This window comes from Micromonospora haikouensis, assembly GCF_900091595.1.
In the GTDB taxonomy this organism is placed as follows: Bacteria; Actinomycetota; Actinomycetes; order Mycobacteriales; family Micromonosporaceae; genus Micromonospora; species Micromonospora haikouensis.
In genome coordinates this window covers 68,038-87,399 of the sequence record NZ_FMCW01000005.1, presented here as the reverse complement: position 1 = coordinate 87,399, position 19,362 = coordinate 68,038, and the positions used below count along the sequence as shown (strand labels likewise).

Annotated in this window: 17 protein-coding genes; 9 read left to right on the top strand and 8 right to left on the bottom strand. The window is 76.9% G+C overall.

Annotation, left to right across the window (positions count from 1 at the left end; genetic code table 11):
• Positions 1–11 precede the first annotated feature (11 nt).
• The 4 genes from GA0070558_RS06695 to GA0070558_RS06680 all read left to right on the top strand — a co-directional run bounded on the left by GA0070558_RS06695 (position 12) and on the right by GA0070558_RS06680 (position 6,705).
• Positions 12–3,773, top strand: coding sequence for an SCO7613 C-terminal domain-containing membrane protein (locus GA0070558_RS06695; protein ID WP_091276888.1), 3,762 nt, complete (start codon positions 12–14; stop codon positions 3,771–3,773).
• Between the two features lie 188 nt (positions 3,774–3,961).
• A complete protein-coding gene (locus GA0070558_RS06690; protein WP_077938490.1) occupies positions 3,962–5,008 on the top strand; it encodes a fatty acid desaturase family protein in 1,047 nt (348 codons plus the stop codon).
• Positions 5,009–5,212: 204 nt separating this feature from the next.
• Positions 5,213–5,506 carry a 4a-hydroxytetrahydrobiopterin dehydratase gene (locus GA0070558_RS06685; RefSeq protein WP_091276886.1) on the top strand — a complete coding sequence of 98 codons (294 nt, stop codon included), beginning with the start codon at positions 5,213–5,215 and terminating at the stop codon, positions 5,504–5,506.
• A complete protein-coding gene (locus GA0070558_RS06680; protein WP_091276883.1) occupies positions 5,503–6,705 on the top strand; it encodes an FHA domain-containing protein in 1,203 nt (400 codons plus the stop codon). The genes GA0070558_RS06685 and GA0070558_RS06680 overlap by 4 nt, the downstream gene beginning before the upstream one ends.
• Before the next feature lie 56 nt (positions 6,706–6,761).
• Here GA0070558_RS06680 and rocD read toward each other — a convergent pair whose 3' ends face one another.
• The 3 genes from rocD to GA0070558_RS06665 all read right to left on the bottom strand — a co-directional run bounded on the left by rocD (position 6,762) and on the right by GA0070558_RS06665 (position 9,665).
• Positions 6,762–7,976 carry an ornithine--oxo-acid transaminase gene (gene rocD, locus GA0070558_RS06675; RefSeq protein WP_176734132.1) on the bottom strand — a complete coding sequence of 405 codons (1,215 nt, stop codon included), beginning with the start codon at positions 7,974–7,976 and terminating at the stop codon, positions 6,762–6,764.
• Positions 7,976–8,791 carry a dimethylargininase gene (gene ddaH, locus GA0070558_RS06670; RefSeq protein WP_176734123.1) on the bottom strand — a complete coding sequence of 272 codons (816 nt, stop codon included), beginning with the start codon at positions 8,789–8,791 and terminating at the stop codon, positions 7,976–7,978. The genes rocD and ddaH overlap by 1 nt, the downstream gene beginning before the upstream one ends.
• 223 nt (positions 8,792–9,014) lie before the next feature.
• Positions 9,015–9,665: an NAD(P)-dependent oxidoreductase gene (locus tag GA0070558_RS06665; protein ID WP_091276876.1), complete on the bottom strand. Its 651-nt coding sequence runs from the start codon at positions 9,663–9,665 to the stop codon at positions 9,015–9,017.
• A 96-nt stretch (positions 9,666–9,761) separates the two neighbouring features.
• On the opposite strand from GA0070558_RS06665, the gene GA0070558_RS06660 reads away from it, so the two are divergent.
• On the top strand, positions 9,762–10,130 hold the full coding sequence (locus tag GA0070558_RS06660; RefSeq protein WP_043965966.1) for a winged helix-turn-helix transcriptional regulator: 369 nt from the start codon (positions 9,762–9,764) through the stop codon (positions 10,128–10,130).
• Positions 10,131–10,426: 296 nt separating this feature from the next.
• Here the strand turns inward: GA0070558_RS06660 and GA0070558_RS06655 are convergent, their stop codons facing one another.
• Positions 10,427–11,290 carry a DMT family transporter gene (locus GA0070558_RS06655; RefSeq protein ID WP_256091793.1) on the bottom strand — a complete coding sequence of 288 codons (864 nt, stop codon included), beginning with the start codon at positions 11,288–11,290 and terminating at the stop codon, positions 10,427–10,429.
• A gap of 348 nt (positions 11,291–11,638) precedes the next feature.
• On the opposite strand from GA0070558_RS06655, the gene GA0070558_RS34140 reads away from it, so the two are divergent.
• Positions 11,639–11,794, top strand: a complete 156-nt coding sequence (locus tag GA0070558_RS34140) for a GntR family transcriptional regulator (protein ID WP_256091792.1) — start codon at positions 11,639–11,641, stop codon at positions 11,792–11,794.
• Positions 11,795–11,821: 27 nt separating this feature from the next.
• A complete protein-coding gene (locus tag GA0070558_RS06645; protein WP_091277178.1) occupies positions 11,822–12,676 on the top strand; it encodes an Fpg/Nei family DNA glycosylase in 855 nt (284 codons plus the stop codon).
• Positions 12,677–12,687: 11 nt separating this feature from the next.
• Here the strand turns inward: GA0070558_RS06645 and GA0070558_RS06640 are convergent, their stop codons facing one another.
• The 4 genes from GA0070558_RS06640 to GA0070558_RS06625 all read right to left on the bottom strand — a co-directional run bounded on the left by GA0070558_RS06640 (position 12,688) and on the right by GA0070558_RS06625 (position 17,750).
• Positions 12,688–13,593 (bottom strand): aminoglycoside phosphotransferase family protein, encoded by a 906-nt coding sequence (locus GA0070558_RS06640; protein ID WP_091276869.1) that lies wholly within the window; start codon positions 13,591–13,593, stop codon positions 12,688–12,690.
• A gap of 41 nt (positions 13,594–13,634) precedes the next feature.
• On the bottom strand, positions 13,635–15,056 hold the full coding sequence (locus GA0070558_RS06635) for a WGR domain-containing protein (RefSeq protein ID WP_091276867.1): 1,422 nt from the start codon (positions 15,054–15,056) through the stop codon (positions 13,635–13,637).
• 78 nt (positions 15,057–15,134) lie between these two features.
• Positions 15,135–16,508 carry an FAD-dependent oxidoreductase gene (locus tag GA0070558_RS06630; RefSeq protein WP_077938501.1) on the bottom strand — a complete coding sequence of 458 codons (1,374 nt, stop codon included), beginning with the start codon at positions 16,506–16,508 and terminating at the stop codon, positions 15,135–15,137.
• 93 nt (positions 16,509–16,601) lie between these two features.
• A complete protein-coding gene (locus GA0070558_RS06625) occupies positions 16,602–17,750 on the bottom strand; it encodes a carboxylate-amine ligase (RefSeq protein ID WP_091276864.1) in 1,149 nt (382 codons plus the stop codon).
• Between the two features lie 192 nt (positions 17,751–17,942).
• On the opposite strand from GA0070558_RS06625, the gene GA0070558_RS06620 reads away from it, so the two are divergent.
• The gene (locus tag GA0070558_RS06620) at positions 17,943–18,242 is read left to right on the top strand and encodes a DUF6412 domain-containing protein (RefSeq protein WP_353900730.1); all 300 of its coding nucleotides are present in this window, start codon (positions 17,943–17,945) and stop codon (positions 18,240–18,242) included.
• 211 nt (positions 18,243–18,453) lie between these two features.
• The gene (locus GA0070558_RS06615) at positions 18,454–19,338 is read left to right on the top strand and encodes a YidC/Oxa1 family membrane protein insertase (RefSeq protein ID WP_091276861.1); all 885 of its coding nucleotides are present in this window, start codon (positions 18,454–18,456) and stop codon (positions 19,336–19,338) included.
• The last annotated feature ends 24 nt before the right edge of the window (positions 19,339–19,362 follow it).

The window sequence follows — 19,362 nt, the reverse complement described above, 5'->3', positions numbered from 1 at the left end:
ATGATGGCCGGGTGGACACGAGTGGCTACCCCTGCCCGGCGTGTGGCGCCCCGGCCGACCTGAGCGTCGGCTGCCGGCGCTGCGGGCGGGCCCCCGACCCGACCGCGGCCGAGGTGATCCGGCTCGACCGGGAGATCGCCGTGCTCTCCGGGCGGGCGGAGCAGGCCCGGCGGGCGTACGTCGAACTGGTCGAGGCGGTGCGGTCGGCGCAGGTCCGCCGGGCGGACCTGGCGGCCCGGGTCCGGGCGGCGACCCCGGTCGGTGCCCCGCGCCCGGCCGGGCCGGTTCCCGCCCCGCCGCCCCTCGTCGCACCGGCTCCCGTGCCGGCGGCCGGGCAGCAGGTGCGGCCGTCCGGCCCGGCGCTGCCGGTGCCCGGCCAGCAGGCGCAGCCGCCGGGTCCGGCCGTGCGGCTGCCCGGCCCGGTGCTGCCCGCGCCGGTCGGGGCGGTGCCGTCCGCGCCGTTCGGGGCGGTGCCGGCGCAGGTCGGCGGGGCGGAGACCTCCACCCGCACCGTGCAGGGGCTGCTCTTCGTGCTCGGCGGCCTGCTGCTCGGCACGGCGGCGGTGGTCTTCACGGCGGTCGCCTGGGCCACGGTGGGCGTCGCCGGCCGGGCGCTGATCCTGCTCGCGTTCACCGCGCTCGCCCTGGCCGTCCCGCCGGTCGCGGCGCGGCGCGGGCTGCGCGGCACGGCGGAGACGTTCGCCGCCGTGGGGCTGCTGCTGGTGGTGCTCGACGGGTACGCCGCCTGGTCGGTGGACCTGTTCGGGGTGGCCGGCTGGCCCGGTGCCCGCTACGCCGCGCTGGTCGGGGGGGTCAGCGCGGCGCTGGCGGCGGGCTACGGCCGGCTGACCCGGCTGACGGTGCCGTGGTTCGCGGCGTTGTTCACCGTGCAGCCGGTGCTGCCGCTGCTGGCCGGCCCGGCCCACCCGTCGGCCGCCGGTTGGACGGTGGTGTTCGTCGGCGTCGCGGCGCTGAACCTCGTCGTGGTCGCCGCCCTGCGCGACCGGGCCCCGGCGCCGACGCCGGCCCCGCCGGGGTCGCCGGTCCAGCCGGCAGCGGCGTCGGCGTCAGCGCCGCTCGGGGAGGTGCCGGTCGGGGGAGCGCCGGTCGGGGGAGCGCCGGTCGGGGCGGGGGCCGCCGGGGGGTCGGCCCCCGCCGCCGGCCGGGTGCTGGCCTGGCTCGGCTACGGCGGCGCGCTCCTCGTCGCGGCCGGCTGCGCGCTGGTGCCGCTCGCCGTGGGCCGGGCCGCCGGGTCGCCGCTGCTGGCCGGCGGGCCCCTGCTCCTGGTCAGCCTGGCCCTGCTCGGCGCGGCGCTGGTCGCCGGCGGCCGGTTGTTCCGCGCCGCCGCGGCGGGGGCGCTGGTCCCGGTGCTCGGCCTCGCGCTGCTGCGCCCGGTGGCGGAGCTGCGCTCGGGACTGCTGACGCTGGCCACGGCGCTCGTCGCGCTGGCGCTGGCCGGGGCGGTCCGGGCGCTGCCCCGCCGGGTCGGCACCGGGCCGAGGGCCGGTGCCCTGGTGGTCGCCGCCGGGGCGGCGCAGGTCGGCGCGCTGCTCGCCGTGCTGCTCGGCGCGGTCGCGGTGGGTCGGGTGCTGCCGCCCTGGTCGGGCGTCGGCCCGGGTCCGCACCTGCCCTGGGGGTGGCAGGTGCCGGTGGCCGTGGCCCTGGCGGCGGTCGCCCTGGCGGCGCTGCTGCCCCGGGTGGCCTGGCCGGTGATCGGGGTGGTCGCGGTCGCGTTCGCCACCCTCGGGGTGTCGGGCGTCGGGCCGCTGCCGTGGTCGGCGGTGCCGGCCGCCGGCCTGGTCGTCGGCGCGGGGCTGCTGCTGTTCGCCGTCACCCGGGCCCAGCCCTGGTGGGGCGTGCTGGCGGCGGCGGTCGCCGGTGCGGCGCTGGTCGGGCACGCGCTCCTGGTCGGCCTGGCCTACCCGGCCGGGGAGGCGGCGCTGCTCGGCGCGGTCGTCCCGCTCGGGCTGGCCGTCGCCGCCCTGGGCCGGCGGGCCGGCGGCACCCGGCGGGGCGTCGCGGGGGCCGCCCTGGCCGCCGCGCTGCTGGCGGTGCCGGCGGCGGTCACCGTCGCGCTCTTCGCCGCCGGGGTGCCGCCCTGGTGGCAGGCGCGGGCCGCCCTCGCCGCCGTCGGGCTGCCGCTGGTCGCGCTGGTCGCCGTCCGCCGCCGATGGCCCGAGCTGACCGGGTACGCCTCCGTCGCCTTCGCCGCCGGGTCCGCGCTGGTGGCGCTGGCCCCCCTGGTCGTACGGGTCGACGAGCCGGTGGCGCTCTACGCCGCGGTGGTGGTCCTGCTGACCGTGCTCGCCGGGCCGGGCACCCGGCCGACGGGAGCGCCGCTGGTCAGCGGCCTCGGCCTGCTCGCGGTGGCGCTGTTCGCCGCCGCCGGGGTGCTCGCGCGGGTGCTCGTCGCCCCGTACGGGGAGGTGGCCGCGCCGTGGTCCGGCGCGCCCACCGGCGGCCCGGTCCCGGGGGCCACCCCGGCCGGCGTGGCCCTGCTCGTGCTGACCCTGGCCGCTGCGCTGGCGGGCCGCACGCCCGGCCCGGGGCGTTCCGCGACTCCGATCGGCGGGGACGGGTTCCCGCCCGGGGCGGGGCTGCCCACGTCGTCCGGCGGGCAGCCGCCCGGGGCGGCGGCGGGGTGGGCCGACGCGGCGCTGTCCGCGCTGCCGTTCGCCGCGGCGGCGCTGCCGGTGCTGCTCGCCGCCGCCGGCACGCCGTGGCCGGTGGTGCCGGCGGTGCTGCTGGCGACCGGGGTGGCCGCCCTGCTGGCCGCCGCCCTGGCCCGGCCCCGGCCGCTGCTCGTCGCGGTCACCGTGCCGGTGGGGCTGGTGGCCACCGTGACCGGGCTGGGCGGGCTGCTCGCCACCCGGGCCGGCACCCTCGCCGGCCTCGGGGCGCTGGTGGTGGCCGGCGTGGTGGCCGCCGTCGCGGGCCGGACGGGCGCGGCCCGGCTGGCCGCCGCCCTGACGGCGGTCGGGTCGGCGACCGGGTTCGCGGTCACCGCCGCGCTGGCGGCGAGCCTGCCGCTGCGTACGGCCTCCTTCGCCGTGCTGGCGGTGGCGGTGCTGGCCCTGGCCGCCGCCGCCCTCCCGTCCGGCGTCGACCCGATCCGGGGCCGGGTGCTCGACGTGGCAGCCCAGGCGGTGGCCCTGCTGGCGGTGCTGCTGGCCGCCGGGTCACCCCGGTACGCCGCCGTGGTCTGCGTGCTCTGGGGGGCCGCCGTGGGGCTGCGGCTGCTGCGCCGGGGCGAGCCGGCCGGGTGGCGCTGGGCGTTCGCGGGCGTCGCCGGGGGCAGCGAGCTGCTCGGCGCGTGGCTGCTGCTGATCGCGGGCGGGGTGGTGCTGCTGGAGGCGTACACCCTGCCGGCGGCGGGCCTGGCCCTGGCCGCGGGCGCGGTGGCCCTGCGCACCCGGCCGGGCCTGAACAGCTGGCTCGCGCTCGGGCCGGGGCTGGTCGCCGCGCTGCTGCCCAGCGGGGTGTCGGTGCTGTTCGCGCCCGATCCGCAGCCCTGGCGGCGGCTGCTGCTCGGGGCCGGCGCGCTGGCCGTGGTGCTGGCCGGCGCGGCCCGCCGCTGGCAGGCCCCGGTGCTGCTGGGCGGGGTCACCCTCGTCCTGCTCGCGCTGCACGAGCTGGCCCGCGGCTGGGACCTGCTGCCCCGGTGGATCTTCCTCGCGGTCGGCGGGCTGGCGCTGATCGGCCTGGCCGCGACGTACGAGCGACGCCGCCGCGACCTGGCCCGGTTCCGGGCGGCGGTGGGGCGGATGAGCTGACGGGCCGACCGGGTGGGGCCGGTGGGGCGGACGGGGCTGCCCGTGCCGGCCCCCGCCCGGGGGTAGGGAGCCCCCTACCCCGGATGCGGGTGCTCGCCGGGTTACCCACGGCTACTGTTGCCGCGAGACTCGGCACAGGGCCCGCCGTCCGGCGTGGCCCGGGTGCCGACGTGCGGGGAGCTCACATCATGCTTGCAGCGACAGCGGACCCGCCGGCCCGGCGGGGCAGCGACTACGCCCGACTGTCCCGACTGGTCAGCGGGGCGGGCCTGCTCGACCGCCGGCCCGCCGGGTACGCCGTCCGGATCGCCCTGACCCTGGCGGCCTTCGTCGCCGGCTGGGTGGCGGTGCCGCTGGTCGGCGACTCCTGGTGGCAACTGCTGGTGGCGGCCGGCCTGGCCGTGGCCACCACCCAGGTGGCGTTCCTCGGGCACGACGCCGGCCACCGGCAGATGTTCCGCCGCCGGGGCCCGAGCGAGGCGGCCGGGCTGCTCGCCGGCAACCTGGCGGTCGGGCTCAGCTACGGCTGGTGGGTCGACAAGCACAACCGGCACCACGCCAACCCCAACCACCACGACGAGGACCCGGACGTCGGTGCCGGGGCGCTGGTCTGGTCGTACGAGCAGGCCGCCGCGACCCGGGGCATCGGCCGGCGGCTGGCCCGGCGGCAGGCGTGGCTGTTCTTCCCGATGCTGCTGCTGGAGGGGCTGGCCCTGCACGTGGCGAGCGTGCGGGCGCTGCTCGGCCGCGCCCCCGACGGCCGGTACGCCACCCCGGTGCGGCACCGGGCCGTCGAGGGGCTGCTGCTCGCGCTGCACGCGGCCGGCTATCTCGGCCTGCTGTTCGCGGTGCTGCCGCCGGGGAAGGCGCTGGCGTTCGTCGCCGTGCACCAGGGGCTGTGGGGGCTCTACATGGGGTGCGCGTTCGCCCCCAACCACAAGGGCATGCCGATGCCGAGGGCCGGCGAGGAGCTGGACTTCCTGCGCAAGCAGGTGCTCACCTCGCGCAACGTGCGGGGCGGCTGGTTCGTCGACGTCGCGCTGGGCGGGCTCAACTACCAGATCGAGCACCACCTCTTCCCCAACATGCCCCGGGGCAACCTGCGCCGGGCCCGGCCGATCGTGCGGGCGTACTGCGCCGAGCACGGGGTGCCGTACGTCGAGACCGGGCTGGTCGAGTCGTACCGGCAGGCGCTGGCCCATCTGCACGAGGTGGGCCGCCCGCTGCGGGGCTGAGCGGGACGCGGCCGGGGCCGGGGCCGGCCGCGACAGCACGCCCGCCCCGGCCCGGTCGGAAGGCGTCGGTCAGGCGCCGGCCGGGCGTCACCGCCCCCGCCGGCCCGAGTCGGCGCTCAGCCTAGCGGCCGGCACCGACCGGCGGGCGTCGATGCCGGCGCACGTCGGACCGGCCCGTCGGTCCCCTGGCGGTAGGGTCTGGCCATGGCAGACGTGCTCACCGCCGAGGCGGTGCGAGACGGGCTGGGCGGCCTGGCCGGCTGGACGGGTGATCCCACCGGGATCAGCCGCACCGCCGAGCTGGGGAGCTTCCCGGCGGCCGTCTCGGTGGTCGACCGGGTCGCCGAGGTGGCCGAGGAGCTCGACCACCACCCCGACATCGACATCCGGTGGCGGACCCTCACCTTCCGCTGCGTCACCCACTCGGCCGGCGGGGTCACCCACCGGGACCTGGAGCTGGCGCGGCGCATCGACGACATTCTCCGGAGTGCCCGATGAGATTCGAGATCAGCAAGGTGCTCGACGCCATCGAGGGGCGGGTCTGCACCGACCCGTCGCTGGCGCGGGCCGTCCTCGACCTGGCCGAGGTGATCCGCTACCAGGACCTCGACGGCGGCCGGCCGGCGAACCTGCTCCGGCTCGGCATGGTGATCGACGCGCTCGCCCGCGACCTGGAGGAGGACAGCGTCCCGGTGTACGCGATCGTGCACCGGGCCCTGCTCTCCGACGCCGACCTCACCTCCAACGAGCGGATGGTGGTGCGCCGCTGGGCCGACGACGGCCTGGTGGAGGTGCTCGACCACCCGGGCGACCGGATGCTGGAGGTCGCCGACCTGCTGGGGCTGCCGGTGCTCAGTCGGGCCCGCTTCGACGGCCTGCGCGGCCGGTTCCCGTGGACCGTCGAGCAGCCCGGCCGGGTGCTCGCCCCGGTGCCCGGCGCGGGCGGGCCGGTGTTCATCGCCCACGTCGGCGGCGGCAACGTGCCGGTCGCCGGCACCCGCTCGGCGACGGGGGAGAAGCTGCTGGCCCGGCAGTGGCGCTGCCCCGAGCCGGGCTGCGCGCTGTTCGGCGGCGGCGGGGGCGGCGGCGCGTTCGCCGACCTGGCCCGGGTCGAGCGGGCCCCGGCCGGGCAGCCGCCGCCCTCCCTGCGCGGCGGCGTGCCGACCTGCCCCCGGCACGGCGCACGGCTCGGCGACGCCGGGCCCCGGCCGCGCACGGAGGTGCTGGCCGTACGCATCGGCGGGCTGATCCGCCGCCGGTTCGTGCTCACCGAGGAGCAGCCGGTGCTGGTCGGGCGCGCGCCGGAGCAGCAGGGCGGGATCGTGCTCGGCCAGTGGCTCAACGACGAGGCGCGGCGCTGGATCAGCCGTGGCCACGTCCGCTTCGAGCTGCGGGCGACTGCTCCGGGTCGCGGCGCGGCGTCAGACGCGCCGAGCCGGAGTGGTCGAGGAGAGGTGATCGTCACCGACGTGAGCACCAACGGGTCGGGGATCCGCCCCGGCGGCTCGATGACGGAGGCGGACCGGATCGCGCTCAAGCCGCAGCAGTCGCGGGTGTTGTCCGCCGGGGACATGGTCGAGCTGTATCCGGGGGTGCAGGTCGGCCGCGCCGACGAGCTGCCCTCGGGTGCGCCGTTCACCCCGACCTCGGTGATGGCCGAGGCTCCGACGATGGCGATGCGCCTGCCCCGGCCCTGAGCCGGCTGCGCCGGCGGGCGCCGGGCCGTGGCCCGACGCCCGCCGACGTCGTACGGTCAGTCGGCCAGCACGGCGGCGAGCTGGGCGACCGCGTGGTCGATCTCCTCGGCGGTGATGACCAGCGGCGGGGCGAGCCGGATCGTGGAGCCGTGGGTGTCCTTGGCCAGCACGCCACGGGCCATCAGCCGCTCGCACGCCTGCCGGCCGGTCATCAGCGCCGGGTCGATGTCGAGGCCGGCCCAGAGCCCCCGGCCCCGCACGGCGACGAGGCCCCGGCCGACGAGGCCGCGCAGCCCGGCGTGCAGCCGCTCGCCCAGCTCCGCCGACTGGCGCTGGAACTCGCCGGTGGCCAGCAGCCGGACGACCTCGGTGGCCACCGCGCAGGCCAGCGGGTTGCCGCCGAACGTCGAGCCGTGCTGGCCGGGCTGGAGCACCCCGAGCACGTCGGCGTTCGCGGCGACCGCGGAGACGGGCACGATGCCGCCGCCCAGCGCCTTGCCCAGCAGGTACATGTCGGGCACGACGTCGTCGTGGTCGCAGGCGAACGTCGCCCCGGTGCGACCCAGGCCGGACTGGATCTCGTCGGCGACGAACAGCACGTTGCGCTCGGTGCAGACCCGCCGTACGCCCGGCAGGTAGCCGGCCGGCGGCACCACGACGCCCTGCTCGCCCTGGATCGGCTCCAGCAGCACGGCCACGGTGTCGTCGTCGATCGCCGCCTCCAGCGCCGCCAGGTCGCCGTAGGGGACCACGGTGAAGCCCGGCGTGTACGGCCCGAAGTCGGCGCGCGCGTCCTCATCCGTGGAGAAGCTCACGATGGTGGTCGTACGCCCGTGGAAGTTGCCCTCGGCCACCACGATGTTCGCCTGCCCGGCCGGGACGCCCTTGACCCGGTAGCCCCACTTGCGGGCCACCTTGATCCCGGTCTCGACGGCCTCCGCGCCGGTGTTCATCGGCAGGACCATGTCCTTGCCGCACAGCTCGGCCAGCTCCCGGCAGAAGTCGGCGAACTGGTCGTGGATGAACGCCCGGCTGGTGAGGGTCAGCCGGTCGAGCTGCGCGTGCGCGGCGGCGATCAGCCGGGGGTGCCGGTGACCGAAGTTGAGCGCCGAGTATCCGGCGAGGCAGTCCAGGTAGCGCCGCCCGTCGACGTCGGTGAGCCAGGCGCCCTCGGCGGAGCTGACCACCACCGGCAGCGGGTGGTAGTTGTGCGCGGTGTGGCGCTCGGCGTCCCGGACCGCCCCCGGCGTCCGCAGCATGTCTTCCACGATCACTTGCTCGCCTTTCCCTGACGGAGTCGCAACGTGCAGCACTTCGGTCCGCCGCCGGCCTTGCGCAGCTCGGACAGGTCCACCCCGATGGTCTCGTAGCCCCGGTCGCGCAGTTGCGCGGCCAGGCCGGTGGCCTGCTCGGGCAGCACCACGTGCCGGCCGTCGCTGACGGCGTTGAGGCCGAGCACCTCGGCGTCGGCGGCGGTGGCGTGGACGGCGTCGGGGAAGAGGCGGCGCAGCGCGGCCCGGCTGCCGGGCGAGAACGCCTCCGGCAGGTACGCCACGGTGCGCTCGTCGAGCACGGTGAGCGCGGTGTCCAGGTGGTAGAAGCGGGGGTCGACCAGCTGGAGGGTGATCACCGGGTAGCCGAAGACCTCCTGGAGTTGGGCGTGCGAGGCGTGCGCCGTGCGGAACCCGGTGCCGGCGAGCAGCACGTCCCCGGCGAGCAGGACGTCGCCCTCGCCCTCGTTGACGTGCTTCGGGTCGTGCAGCTCGAAGCCCGCGCTGGCGAACCAGGCCCGGTACGCGGGGGCCTCGTCGGCGCGCTGCGGGTCGCGGAACTGCACGGACATCGCCTTGCCGTCGATCACGGTGCCGCCGTTGGCGGCGAAGACCATGTCGGGCAGGCCGGGGACGGGCACGATCTCCTCGACGGTGTGGCCCAGCTCGCGGTAGACCTGCCGGAGCCGCTCCCACTGCCGCACGGCCAGCCCGGCGTCGACGGGGGCGGTCGGGTCCATCCAGGGGTTGATCGCGTAGTCGACGGCGAAGTACGTCGGCCGGCACATCAGAAAGCGCTGGCTGGTGGCGTCCATCGTCACTGTCCTGCTCCCATGGGTCGGGCGCGCCCGGCCACCTTCGGCCCACGGGCTGGCGCCGTTGCCCAACGGTATGCGGGCACAGCGACGACATCCACCGCCGGAAGTTGCGTCACCCGACGATTCGTTGCGTCTCGGACCCCGGAGGCGGCGATGTGTTGCGCTGTCGCCGCCCCCGCGCTTGTCCGACCGTCTCCTCCGCCGCTGGCGACTGCCGCCGTCACACGGTGGGCGTCGTGCCCTCTGCGCCCAGGTGCACCCGGTGGTGGCGGGGCGCGTCGATCTCGTCGAGCAGGGCGAGGGCCAGATCCGGGTAGGTGATGCGGCTGCCGGCGTCCCCCGAGGCGAACCGGTAACCCCCGGCGGGCTGGCCGGTGTGGTCGAAGTCCCCGGCGGGGCTGAGCACCAGCCAGTCCGGCACGCCCTCCGCCCGGCGCAGCGCCTCGTTGCCGGCACCGTGCCCGAGGCAGAACGCCCGGTACTCCTGCGGGTAGCCGGGGGTGTCCAGCAGCAGGGCCCCGGTCTCGGTGGGCAGGACGGAGGCCAGCCCCACGACCACCAACCGGCCCACCCCGGCCCGCCCCAGCCCGGCCGCGAGCGCGCGGGCGGCGGCCGGGAAGAACACGTCGGCCGGTACGCCCAGGTCGACGGCGGCGTGCACCGCCGCGTCGTGTCCGGCCGCCAGTTCGGCGACCCGCCCCGCGTCGGTGACGTCACCGGCGGCGACCCGGACGCCCCGCCCGGCCGCCAGGGCGGGGTGGCGGGCCGGGTCCCGCACGACGGCGGTCACCTCGTGACCACGCGCCCGCGCCTCGGCCACCACGGCCCGGCCGGCCCGGCCACCGGCCCCGAAGACGACGATCCCACTCATCGACGTACCCCCTCGCTCCGGTCGCCCCGCGGCGACCTCGCAGCGACGCTAGCCGGGGGGCCGGTTACCGCCCGGATACCGATTACGGTGAGTGTCATGGCGACGCCACTGGACCCGGAGATGTTCGACCCGCTCTGCCCGTCGGACCTGTCGCCGTTCCGGTTCGGCGACAAGTGGGGCGGCATGGTGATCCGCTGCCTGGAGGGCGGCCCCCGACGCTTCTCCGAGCTGCGGGTGCCCCTGCGCGGGGTCAGCGCCAAGGCCCTCACCGCCTCGCTGCGCCGGCTGGAGGCCAGCGGCCTGGTGCGCCGCTCGGAGCAGCCCGGCCCGCCGCGCCGGGTCGAGTACGCCCTCACCGCGCTCGGCCGCAGCATGCTCGGCCCGATCGAGGCCGTCTGCGCGTGGAACCGCGAGCACTGGGACGAGCTTCTCGACGCCCGGGAGGGCGTCGCCCACCCGGACTGAGGCGGGGACCGGGGGCGGGGCCCGCCCCGGGGGTGCCACCCGGACATGCTCGCCGGACATGCTTCGGGGGCGGCGAATCGCCGCCCCCGAAAAGGTGTGCCCGGCCGGTGAACCACCGGAGTGGTCGGGCTGCCGGCGAGTCGCCGGGTCGCACAGTCCCGGTGCACCACCGGGTCCCACAGTCCCGGCGCACCGCCGGGGTCGAGCATCCCCGGTGCACCACCGGGTCGATCAGGGCCGGCGCACCGCCGGGTCGAACTGTGCCGGCGTACCGCCGGCGGGGTCCAATGTGCCCGTCAGAGGCGATCGACAAACTGTGAGTCGAGCCACTCGCGCAGCCGCTGCACCCAGTCGCCGTCCGTGGTGGGCCAGACGAACTGCCCGGTCATCGCCAGCACCCCGAGCACCACGGCGGCCACGCCGAAGGCCATGCCCAGCAGCGCGTCCGTCTTGCCCGCGATGTGCCGGCGGCGGGTGGCGAGCAGGCCGAACACCGACAGCACCGCGCCCAGCGCGCCGACCGCGATGCCGTACCCGGCGAGGGTGCCGGTCAGCACGGCGGCCAGCCCGGCGACGCCGACGACCAGGCCGAGGGTGGCGAGCAGGCTGGCCCTCGGCTTCGGCCCGGCCACCACCGGCACCGGCTCCCGCCGGGTCTCGGCGTCGGCGTCGACCCGGTCGGCCGGCAGGGGCCGTTCGGTGGTGCGGTCCCGGTCGGCCGGCAGCGGCCGTTCGGTGGTGCGGTCCGTCGCCGGTGCGGCCGTGGGAGCCGCCGGCAGGGTCCGGGAGGCACCGCGTTCCCGGTCGGCGGCCCGCTCCGGGTCCGGGGAGTCCACCGTGGGCGCGGCGGTGGCCGGGCGGCGCAGCTCGCCGTCCGGGGTGCGGGCGGTGGCCGCGCGGGCGGTGGCGGCCCGGGCCAGGGCCCCCCGCTCGGCGGCCCGTCGCTCCACGTCGGAGGCCCGCTCGCCGTCGGTGGCGGTCGTGCTGCTGCGGTACGTCGTCTGCTCCCCGCCCCGGTCGGTGACCACCGGCTGCCCGTCGGGGCGGCCGTCGGTGCCGGACGCGACAACTCCGTCGCGCTCGTCGACCCGGCCGTCGCCGTTGCTGTCGTACGTCGTCGCCGGCTCGTTCCGGCGGGACAACAGCGAAGGAATCTTCACCTCATCACCTCCTGATGAACGCGTGGAGACCTCGGAAGCGCCGGTGGCAGCCACGCGGTAACGCCACCGAGATACCCAGCCGCCGATCCGGCGACACCCGGTTCACCCGATCGGGGCGCGCCGCCCCCGCCGCGTCCGCCGTAGCGCCGAGATCTTGGTGAGAAAATGGCCCCTCTGGGGGCCGAAACTCACCAAGATCTGCTTCGGCTGCGTGTGCGTGGGTCCAGGTGGTCAGCGGCGGCCTGCCGCGCGTCCGACCGGCATGTCAGCACGGCGGTCACCTTGGCCCGGCCTCGGGGCGGCAGCCGGCCGTATCGGCCTGCGCGGGGTTGGTGCAGGGCGCGGGAGTTGCAGCCGCTCAAGCCGCTGCCGAGCGAGCTCCGGCTCCAGCAGGAGTACGGCGTGGCACGAGGCACGGTCCGTGCCGCGATCGCCCTGCTGCGCGAGCGCGGGCTGGTCATGACCATGCCGCAGCGCGGGACGTACGTCACCGAGGGCCGCTGACCCCACTGCTGACTATGCTTGGCGGCCGTGCCAGAGGGACACACCATCCACCGCCTCGCCGCCCGGCACGCCGAGCTGTTCGCCGGGGCCGAGGTGCGGGCCACCAGCCCGCAGGGCCGCTTCGCCGACGGCGCGGCCCTGCTCTCCGGCACCGTCCTGGAGGGCACCGAGGCGTACGGCAAGCACCTGCTGCACCACCACGCGAACGGGCTGACCCTGCACGTGCACCTCGGCCTGTACGGCAAGTTCGCCGACGGGTCGGGCGAGCCCCCGCCGCCCGTCGGTCAGGTGCGGCTGCGGCTGACCGGCGACGGTTCGCGTACGCGCTCCGGGCCGGCGGTGTCGCACCACGGGCACTGGCTGGACCTGCGTGGCCCGAACGCCTGCGAGCTGCTCACCCCGCCCGAGGCGGCGGCGCTGCGCGACCGCCTCGGCCCCGACCCGCTGCGCGCCGACGCCGACCCGGCCCGCGCGTACGCCCGGATCTCCCGCAGCGCGACCCCGCTCGCGGCGCTGCTGCTCGACCAGTCGGTGGTGGCCGGCACCGGCCTGATCTTCGTCACGGAGGCGTTGTTCCGGGCGGGCCTGTCGCCGCTGCTGCCCGGCCGGGAGCTGCCCCCGGCCCGGTGGCGGGAGCTGTGGGCGGACCTGGTGCACCTGATGACCCGGGCCGTCGAGGCGGGCCGGATCGACACCGTGCGGGACGCCCACCTGCCGGAGGCCACCGGCCGCGCGCCCCGGGTGGACCGGCACGGCGGCGAGGTCTACGTCTACCGCCGCCCCGGCCAGCCGTGTCACGTCTGCGGCGACGAGGTGCGCCGGGGCGAGCTGGCGGGCCGCAACCTCTACTGGTGCCCCACCTGCCAGCCCGGTCAGGCCTGACCCGCCGCCGCTCAGGCGAGGTCGAGCAGCCAGCGGACGATCTCGGCGTGCTCGGTGAACACGACGTCATCGGTCATGCTCCAGGCCAGCGTGTGCCCGATCGCCCAGCCCAGCACCCGCTCGCGGTCCAGGCCCAGCTCGCCGGTCAGTTTGTCCAGTCGCCGCCGCACCGCCGCCGGGGAGTGGCCCAGCTCCTGGCCCCGGACGATCGCCACCACGCCGAACTCGCGCTCCCCGGCCAGCGGTTTCGGGTCGATCACCAGCCACGGCTCGCGGGTGGCCCGCAGGATGTTGCCGGCGTGCAGGTCCTGGTTGACCAGCACCTGCTCGCCCTGCGTGTCGACCAGCTCGGCGAGCCGGCCGAGCGCGGCGTCGAGCAGCCGGCGCTCGAACGGCCGGCCGAGCCGCTCCCAGCGCACCGGCAACTGCTCCGACCAGCCCGCCGCCTCCTCGGCCAGCGGCGTGAACGGCGTGCCGACGGGTCGCCACAGCCGGGGCAGCAGCCCGGCGACGACGTCCAGCGCCTCGTCGAGCGTCACCTGCGGCGCTCCGTCCCGACCGACGGCGTGCAGCTGCGTGCCCGGGTCGCAGCGCTCCACCAGCAGCGCCCGCCGACCCGGGTCGTGGGCCAGCAGCCGGGCCGCCCCGTCGCCCGCCCAGCACGCCAGGGCCGTGGCCTCGTGCACGCTGTCGGCGTCGGGAAGCTGCAGCTTGAGCACCGCCCGGGTGCCGTCGGGCAGCTCGACCGGCCGCGCCAGGGAGGCGAACGCGTACGGGAAGGGCGGGCCGGTGAGCCGCAGCCCCCACTGCTCGACGCAGTCGGCGAGCCGGCCCGGCAGCGCCGCCAGCCAGGCCCGGCCGAAGGGCGTCCGCCGCAACCAGCTCAGCCGCTCGGGGATCTCCAGCTCCGTCTCCATCGGACCATCCTTCCCCACCGCCGCTGCGCACCGGGGACCGCTCAGCGCAGCCGGCGGATGTCGCCGTACGCCCGGTAGAAGCCGCCCCGGCCCGCCTCGCGGACCTCGGTGACCAGGTAGCGCGCGCCCGGCTCGCGGATGCCCTTGGGGAACTGCACCGACCAGTCCCGTCGGTAGCCGTCGGAGAGCACGTGGACGCGCAGCCGGCCGCCGTCGTCGACGCACTGCACCACCACGCCGCCCCGGTCGTCGGTGACCACCTCCACGGTGGTCCACGCCGCCGGCTCGGGCTGCCGGGCGGGGGCCTTGACGTCCACCACCTCCGGCACCGTGCCCGCCTCGGCGGCCCGGATCGCCGGCTCGCTGGCGTCGACGCAGGCCAGATAGCCGCTGGTGGTGACCACGTAGAGCCGGTCGTCGTGGAACTGCATCGAGTAGGCCGAGCCGCAGCCGGTGCCGAGCTTCCACAGCCGGTTGCCGGCCGCGTCGAAGCAGTAGATCGACGACTGGTTGTCGCCGGCGAAGACGTACCGGCCGTCCTCGGCGGTGGCGCACGAGAAGACCGGGGCGTCGCAGCGGTAGATCTGCTCGGCCCGCCCGTCCTTGCGCAGCCGCACCACCTCGCGGGTGCCGGTGCCGGCGAACACGGCGTCGCGCTCCTGCCAGCCGAACAGCACCGACCCGGTGCGGGTGTGCCACAGCTCCCGGCCGGTGCGCCAGTCGTAGCCGGTGACCCCCTGCGAGTGGCCGTGGTAGAGCGCGTCGGCGTCGCAGCGCACCATCCACGCCGCCCGGCCGCGCCCGGGTCGCCGCCACAGGAACTCGTCCTCGTGGTCGATCGCGGCGATGCCGCCGTCGGCGTCGGCGACGCCCAGCACCCCGTCGTGGATGTCCAGCCAGTAGATGTCGATGTCGGGGGCGATCGCGTACGCCACCCGGGGCACCTTGCCCGACAGGTCGTAGACGTTGCCGTCGTCGCAGCCCGCGTAGAGCCAGGCGTCGTCGGCGACGATGCACTTCACCCCGTCGGGCAGGCGGACCTGGTCGAGCACCCGGGCGTCGTGGTCGAGGGTGGTGATCACCCCGTGCTCGTTGCCGACCATGCAGTGCTGCCCGTCGACGAAGATGCCGAACGCGGGCGCGCCCGAGGCGTACCGCCACAGCACGGGGGCGGTGCGGGCCGTCGAGCGGGTGCTGACGATCTGCCGCCGCGACACGGGCCGCTTCTGGCGGACGCCGGGCACCGCCGGGGCGTACCCCTTGCGGACCTTCTCGCCGATCTTCTTCGCGGCGGCGGCGCGGGCGCGCGCGTTGTCCGGGTAGGACGTGGTCTTCACCTGACCCTGGTCGCCGATCCGGCCGTAGCGCAGCGTCAGCGCGGTGTCGTCCACCACCACCTCGTAGAACTTGTGCGCCGCACCGTCCACTTCAGACAGTTCGAGGTAGGTCGTCTCCTGCGACATGGTGATGCCTTTCGAGAGGGTGGGGCGCCGGACCCGGCACCACGGCTGCGCCCACACGCTAACCGCGCCCCCCGACACTTACCCCTGGTGCAGGGCGTCGACCGCCTTGCGGGCCGCGATCAGCACCGGGTCCCACACCGGCGCGTACGGCGGGGCGTAGCCGAGGTCGAGGGCGGTCATCTCGTCCACCGTCATCTCGTTCCACAGCGCCACGGCCAGCGTGTCGATCCGCTTCGCCGCCTCGGACCAGCCGACGATCTGCGCCCCGAGCAGCCGCCCGCTGGACCGCTCGGCGATCAGCTTCACCGTCATCGTCCGCGCCCCCGGGTAGTAGCCGGCCCGGTTCGTCGACTCGGCCCGCACCGACACGAACTCGAACCCGCTGGCCGCGGCGTCCCGCTCGCGCAGGCCGGTGCGCCCCACCTCCAGCTCGCAGACCTTCGTCACGGCCGTGCCGATGACGCCGGGGAAGGTGGCGTACCCGCCGCCGAGGTTGATCCCCGCGACCCGGCCCTGCTTGTTGGCGTGGGTGCCCAGCGGCACGTGCACGGGCAGCCCGCTGACCCGGTGCAGGGTCTCGACGCAGTCGCCCGCCGCCCACACCCCCGGCACCCCGGGCACCCGCATCCGCCGGTCCACCCGGATCCCCCCGGAGAGGCCGACGGGCAGGCCGGCGGCCTCGGCGAGGGCGGTGTCGGGGCGTACCCCCAGGCCCAGGACCACGACGTCGGCCGGCAGCGGCCCGTCGGCGGTGACCACCGCGGACACCCGCCCGGCCCGGCCGTCGAGCCCGGTCACCTCGACGCCGGTGCGGATGTCGATGCCGATGCCGCGCATCGCGTCGGCGACCAGCGCCGCCATGTCGGGGTCGACGGTCGCCATCGGCTGGTCGGCCTGCTCGACGAGGGTGACCGACAGGCCGCGCTGGATCAGCGCCTCGGCCATCTCCACCCCGATGTAGCCGCCGCCCACCACCACCGCGCGGCGCGGCGCGGGCTCGGCGTCCAGCCACGCGCGCAGCGCCGAGGCGTCGTCGAGGGTCTGCACGCCGAAGACGCCCCGCACCTCGGGGTCGGCCCAGTCGGGTCGCTTCGGCACCGCCCCGGTGGCGTACACCAGCTCGTCGAAGGGCTCGCGGACCTCGCCGCCGCCGTCGAGGTCGCGGGCGACGACCTCCCGGCGGGCCAGGTCGATCGCGGTGACCTCGTGCCGCAGCCGGACGTCGATGTCGAAGTCGGCGCGGAAGGTCGCCGGGTCGCGGGCGATGAGCTGGTCCCGCTCCGGGACCACCCCGCTGATCCAGTACGGGATGCCGCACGCCGAGTACGACGTGAAGTGCCCCCGCTCGAACGCCACGATCTCCAGGTCGGACCGGTCGCGGCGGCGGCGCGCCTGGGAGGCCGCCGCCATGCCGGCGGCGTCCCCGCCGACGACGATCAGCCGTTGCGCCACGACGACCATCCTGTCACGTCGCGCCCCGCCCCGGGCCGGTCCCGGCGGTGCGGGCGTCCGTCCCGGCCCGGTGCGGGAGCCCGGCCGCCACGCTCAGCCACGGGTCTGCCGGGCCACGTCCCGCGCCACGTCGACCAGGCTGCCGGTGCGCGCGAAGACGGCCCGCTGCCGCGCCGCCCCGGTGCCGTGCCGGCGCAGCCCGCCCAGCAGGTCGGTCACCTCGGCCAGGTCGCCGTGTCGCTCCAGCGCGGGGGCGAGCCGCTCGACGAGGGCGTCCAGCAGCTCCCACGCGGGGCGCAGCTCGCCGTCGGTCAGGTCGACGCCCGCACCCTCCAGGCCGTCGTGGGCGGCCCGCCAGTGCGCGGCCACCAGCAGGTGGTGGTCGGTGCGGATGGGCGGCCGGCCCTCGGCGATGTCGGTCATCGCGGTCGCCACCAGGGCCCGGACCAGGGCGGCGATCAGCACCGCGTCGTCCACCGAGGGGCAGACGTCGCCGATGCGCAGCTCCACCGTCGGATACTTCGCCGACAGCCGGGCATACCAGTAGAGCATCCCCTCGTCGAGCATCACCCCGCTGGCGATGAGCTGCCGGATCAGCCGCTCGTAGTGCTCGTGCGACTCCAGGTACGGCGTCGGCGCCACCGACGGCCAGCGTTCCCACTCCACCGAACGCCAGCTCGCGTAGCCGGTGTCCACCCCGGCGGAGAACGGCGAGTTCGCGGTGGCCGCGTGCAGGATCGGCAGCCAGGGCCGGACATGGTTGAGCACCTGCACCCCGGTCTCCGCGTCCGGCACCCCGACGTGCACGTGCATGCCGTTGTTGCCGGGCCCCGGCACCAGCAGCCGGAACCTCTCGATCATCCGGTCGAAGCGGGGCTTGTCGACCACCGGCGGCACGGGCCCCTCGACCGGGCCCGTGCCGATCGCCAGCACCCGTACGCCGGCGCGCTCGGCGGCGTCGGCCAGCGCCCGGCGCAGCACCCCGAGGGAGTGCCGGATCGACGACAGCTCCAGCCCCGGCGGGCTGCCGATCTCGATCTGGCTGGTCTGGAACTCCCGCTCCACCTGCCCCCGCAACTCCGCCGGCACCTGCTCCATGACCAGGTCGACGGCCGGCACGGCGGTGCCGGTGTGCGGGTCGACGAGCAGGAACTCCTCCTCCACGCCGACGGTGAGCAGGTCGGTCCCGCCCTGGGCGGCGTCCCGTTCCCGCTCGGCCACTGACCCGCTCATCGCACTCACCGTCCGTTCCGTGCCGGTCGCGGTACCGCGCCGCGACGTCGACGGCGCATTACCCACCGTGTCGGCGAGGGGAAACGCCCACCCGCGTGTCGGGTGTAAGGAAGGGCCCCCTGTTAACGCTTTCGGTAGAGAAGGGAACCCCTCTCACCGGAGATGTTCGCCGGGTGGACGGCACCTCCTACCCTGGCCGGCGTGACGGGGCTGCTGCTGGCGGTGACGGGGGCGTGGGCGTACGCGCTCACCCACCTGACCCTGCTCGCGGACCGCCCCGCCGAGTTGCTCGCCGGGGCGGCCGTCGCCGCCGTCGTGCTGCTCACCGTGCTGCTCGCCGGGCGGCCCTCCGCGGCGGCCGGCCCGCCGAGGCGGGGCGTCGGCCGGGGCGCGGGCCTGCGCGAACGCGCCCGCCGCCGGGGCGTGCCCCGGCAGGTCGACCCGGACGCCGCCGGTCGTCCCCGCCCCCGCGCGCCGGGCCCGGCCCTCTCGGCCGGGTAGCGCCCCCCCGGACACGTCCGCCCCCGCCCGCCCGCCGGGTGGACCAGGGCGGCAGCCCGTCGTCCCCTGTCGCCGCCCGGCCGGTTCCGCCGTGGTCCCTCCCGCCGCGCCCCTCTCCGGGTCCGCAGCCGGGACCACGAGACGTCGTCCGTCCCGCCGCGCCCGCCACGGGCCGGCCGGACACCATCGGAAACCGGACCGAGGGGTCACCATGCTCGCCTTCGCACCACTGCACGCCGCCGTCGGCGTCGCCGCCGACACCGTCACCTGGCTCGCCGGCACCCTACAGCCGCTGACCGGCGGGGCCGCCACGGCCGCCGCCATCGTCCTGTTCACGATCGCCGTCCGCCTGCTGGTCTCACCGCTCACCCTGGCCCAGGTCCGTGGGGAGCGGCGCCGCGCGGCCCTCGCCCCGCAGGTCCGCGACCTGCAACGCCGGTACGCCGACGACCCCGCCCGCCTGCAGAGCGAGCTGTTCGGGTTGTACCGGTCGGCCGGGGCGAGCCCCGTCGCGGGCTGCCTGCCGGCGCTGCTCCAGGCCCCGTTCTTCCTGGTGATGTACCGGCTGTTCAGCACCGGCGAGGGCAGCACGGGTGAGGGTGGCGCCGGTGCCGGGCTGTTGGCCGAGCGGCTGGCCGGGGTGCCGCTGGGCTGGCACCTCTCCGACGGGCTGGCCGGTGCGGCGGGCCCGCTGTTCGGGGCGCTGCTGGCGGCGCTGGTGGCGCTGGCCTGGTGGTCGTCGCGGCGGGCCCGGCGCGCGGCGGCGGCCGGCACCACCCCGAGCGGCACCACTGTGGACGGCACTACTGTGGCCGGCGTCGGCACCATGACCGAGGGCGCGGGCACGGCCGGCGGCGGCGCCACGACCGGGGGCGCGGGCACGGCCGGCGGCGGTGCCACGGCCGACGGGGCGGTGCCGGCCGTGCTCGGGCGGGTGCTGCCGCTGCTGCCGTACCTGACCGTGGTGGTGGCGCTGGTGGTGCCGCTGGCGGCGGTGCTCTACCTGGTCACCACGACGGCGTGGACGGCCCTCGAACAGGCGGTGCTGCGTCGCCCGCAGGTTTCCGCCGGCCAGCCCCTGGACAGGAACAGTTAACAGTCCTAATAATAAGCGCCAACG

Coding starts and splice junctions, on each gene's coding strand:
- GA0070558_RS06690 (WP_077938490.1), top strand. CDS start 3,962: ATGCTTGCAGCGACAGCGGACCCGCCGGCCCGGCGGGGCAGCGACTAC.
- GA0070558_RS06685 (WP_091276886.1), top strand. CDS start 5,213: ATGGCAGACGTGCTCACCGCCGAGGCGGTGCGAGACGGGCTGGGCGGC.
- GA0070558_RS06680 (WP_091276883.1), top strand. CDS start 5,503: ATGAGATTCGAGATCAGCAAGGTGCTCGACGCCATCGAGGGGCGGGTC.
- ddaH (WP_176734123.1), bottom strand. CDS start 8,791: ATGGACGCCACCAGCCAGCGCTTTCTGATGTGCCGGCCGACGTACTTC.
- GA0070558_RS06665 (WP_091276876.1), bottom strand. CDS start 9,665: ATGAGTGGGATCGTCGTCTTCGGGGCCGGTGGCCGGGCCGGCCGGGCC.
- GA0070558_RS06660 (WP_043965966.1), top strand. CDS start 9,762: ATGGCGACGCCACTGGACCCGGAGATGTTCGACCCGCTCTGCCCGTCG.
- GA0070558_RS06640 (WP_091276869.1), bottom strand. CDS start 13,593: ATGGAGACGGAGCTGGAGATCCCCGAGCGGCTGAGCTGGTTGCGGCGG.
- GA0070558_RS06635 (WP_091276867.1), bottom strand. CDS start 15,056: ATGTCGCAGGAGACGACCTACCTCGAACTGTCTGAAGTGGACGGTGCG.
- GA0070558_RS06615 (WP_091276861.1), top strand. CDS start 18,454: ATGCTCGCCTTCGCACCACTGCACGCCGCCGTCGGCGTCGCCGCCGAC.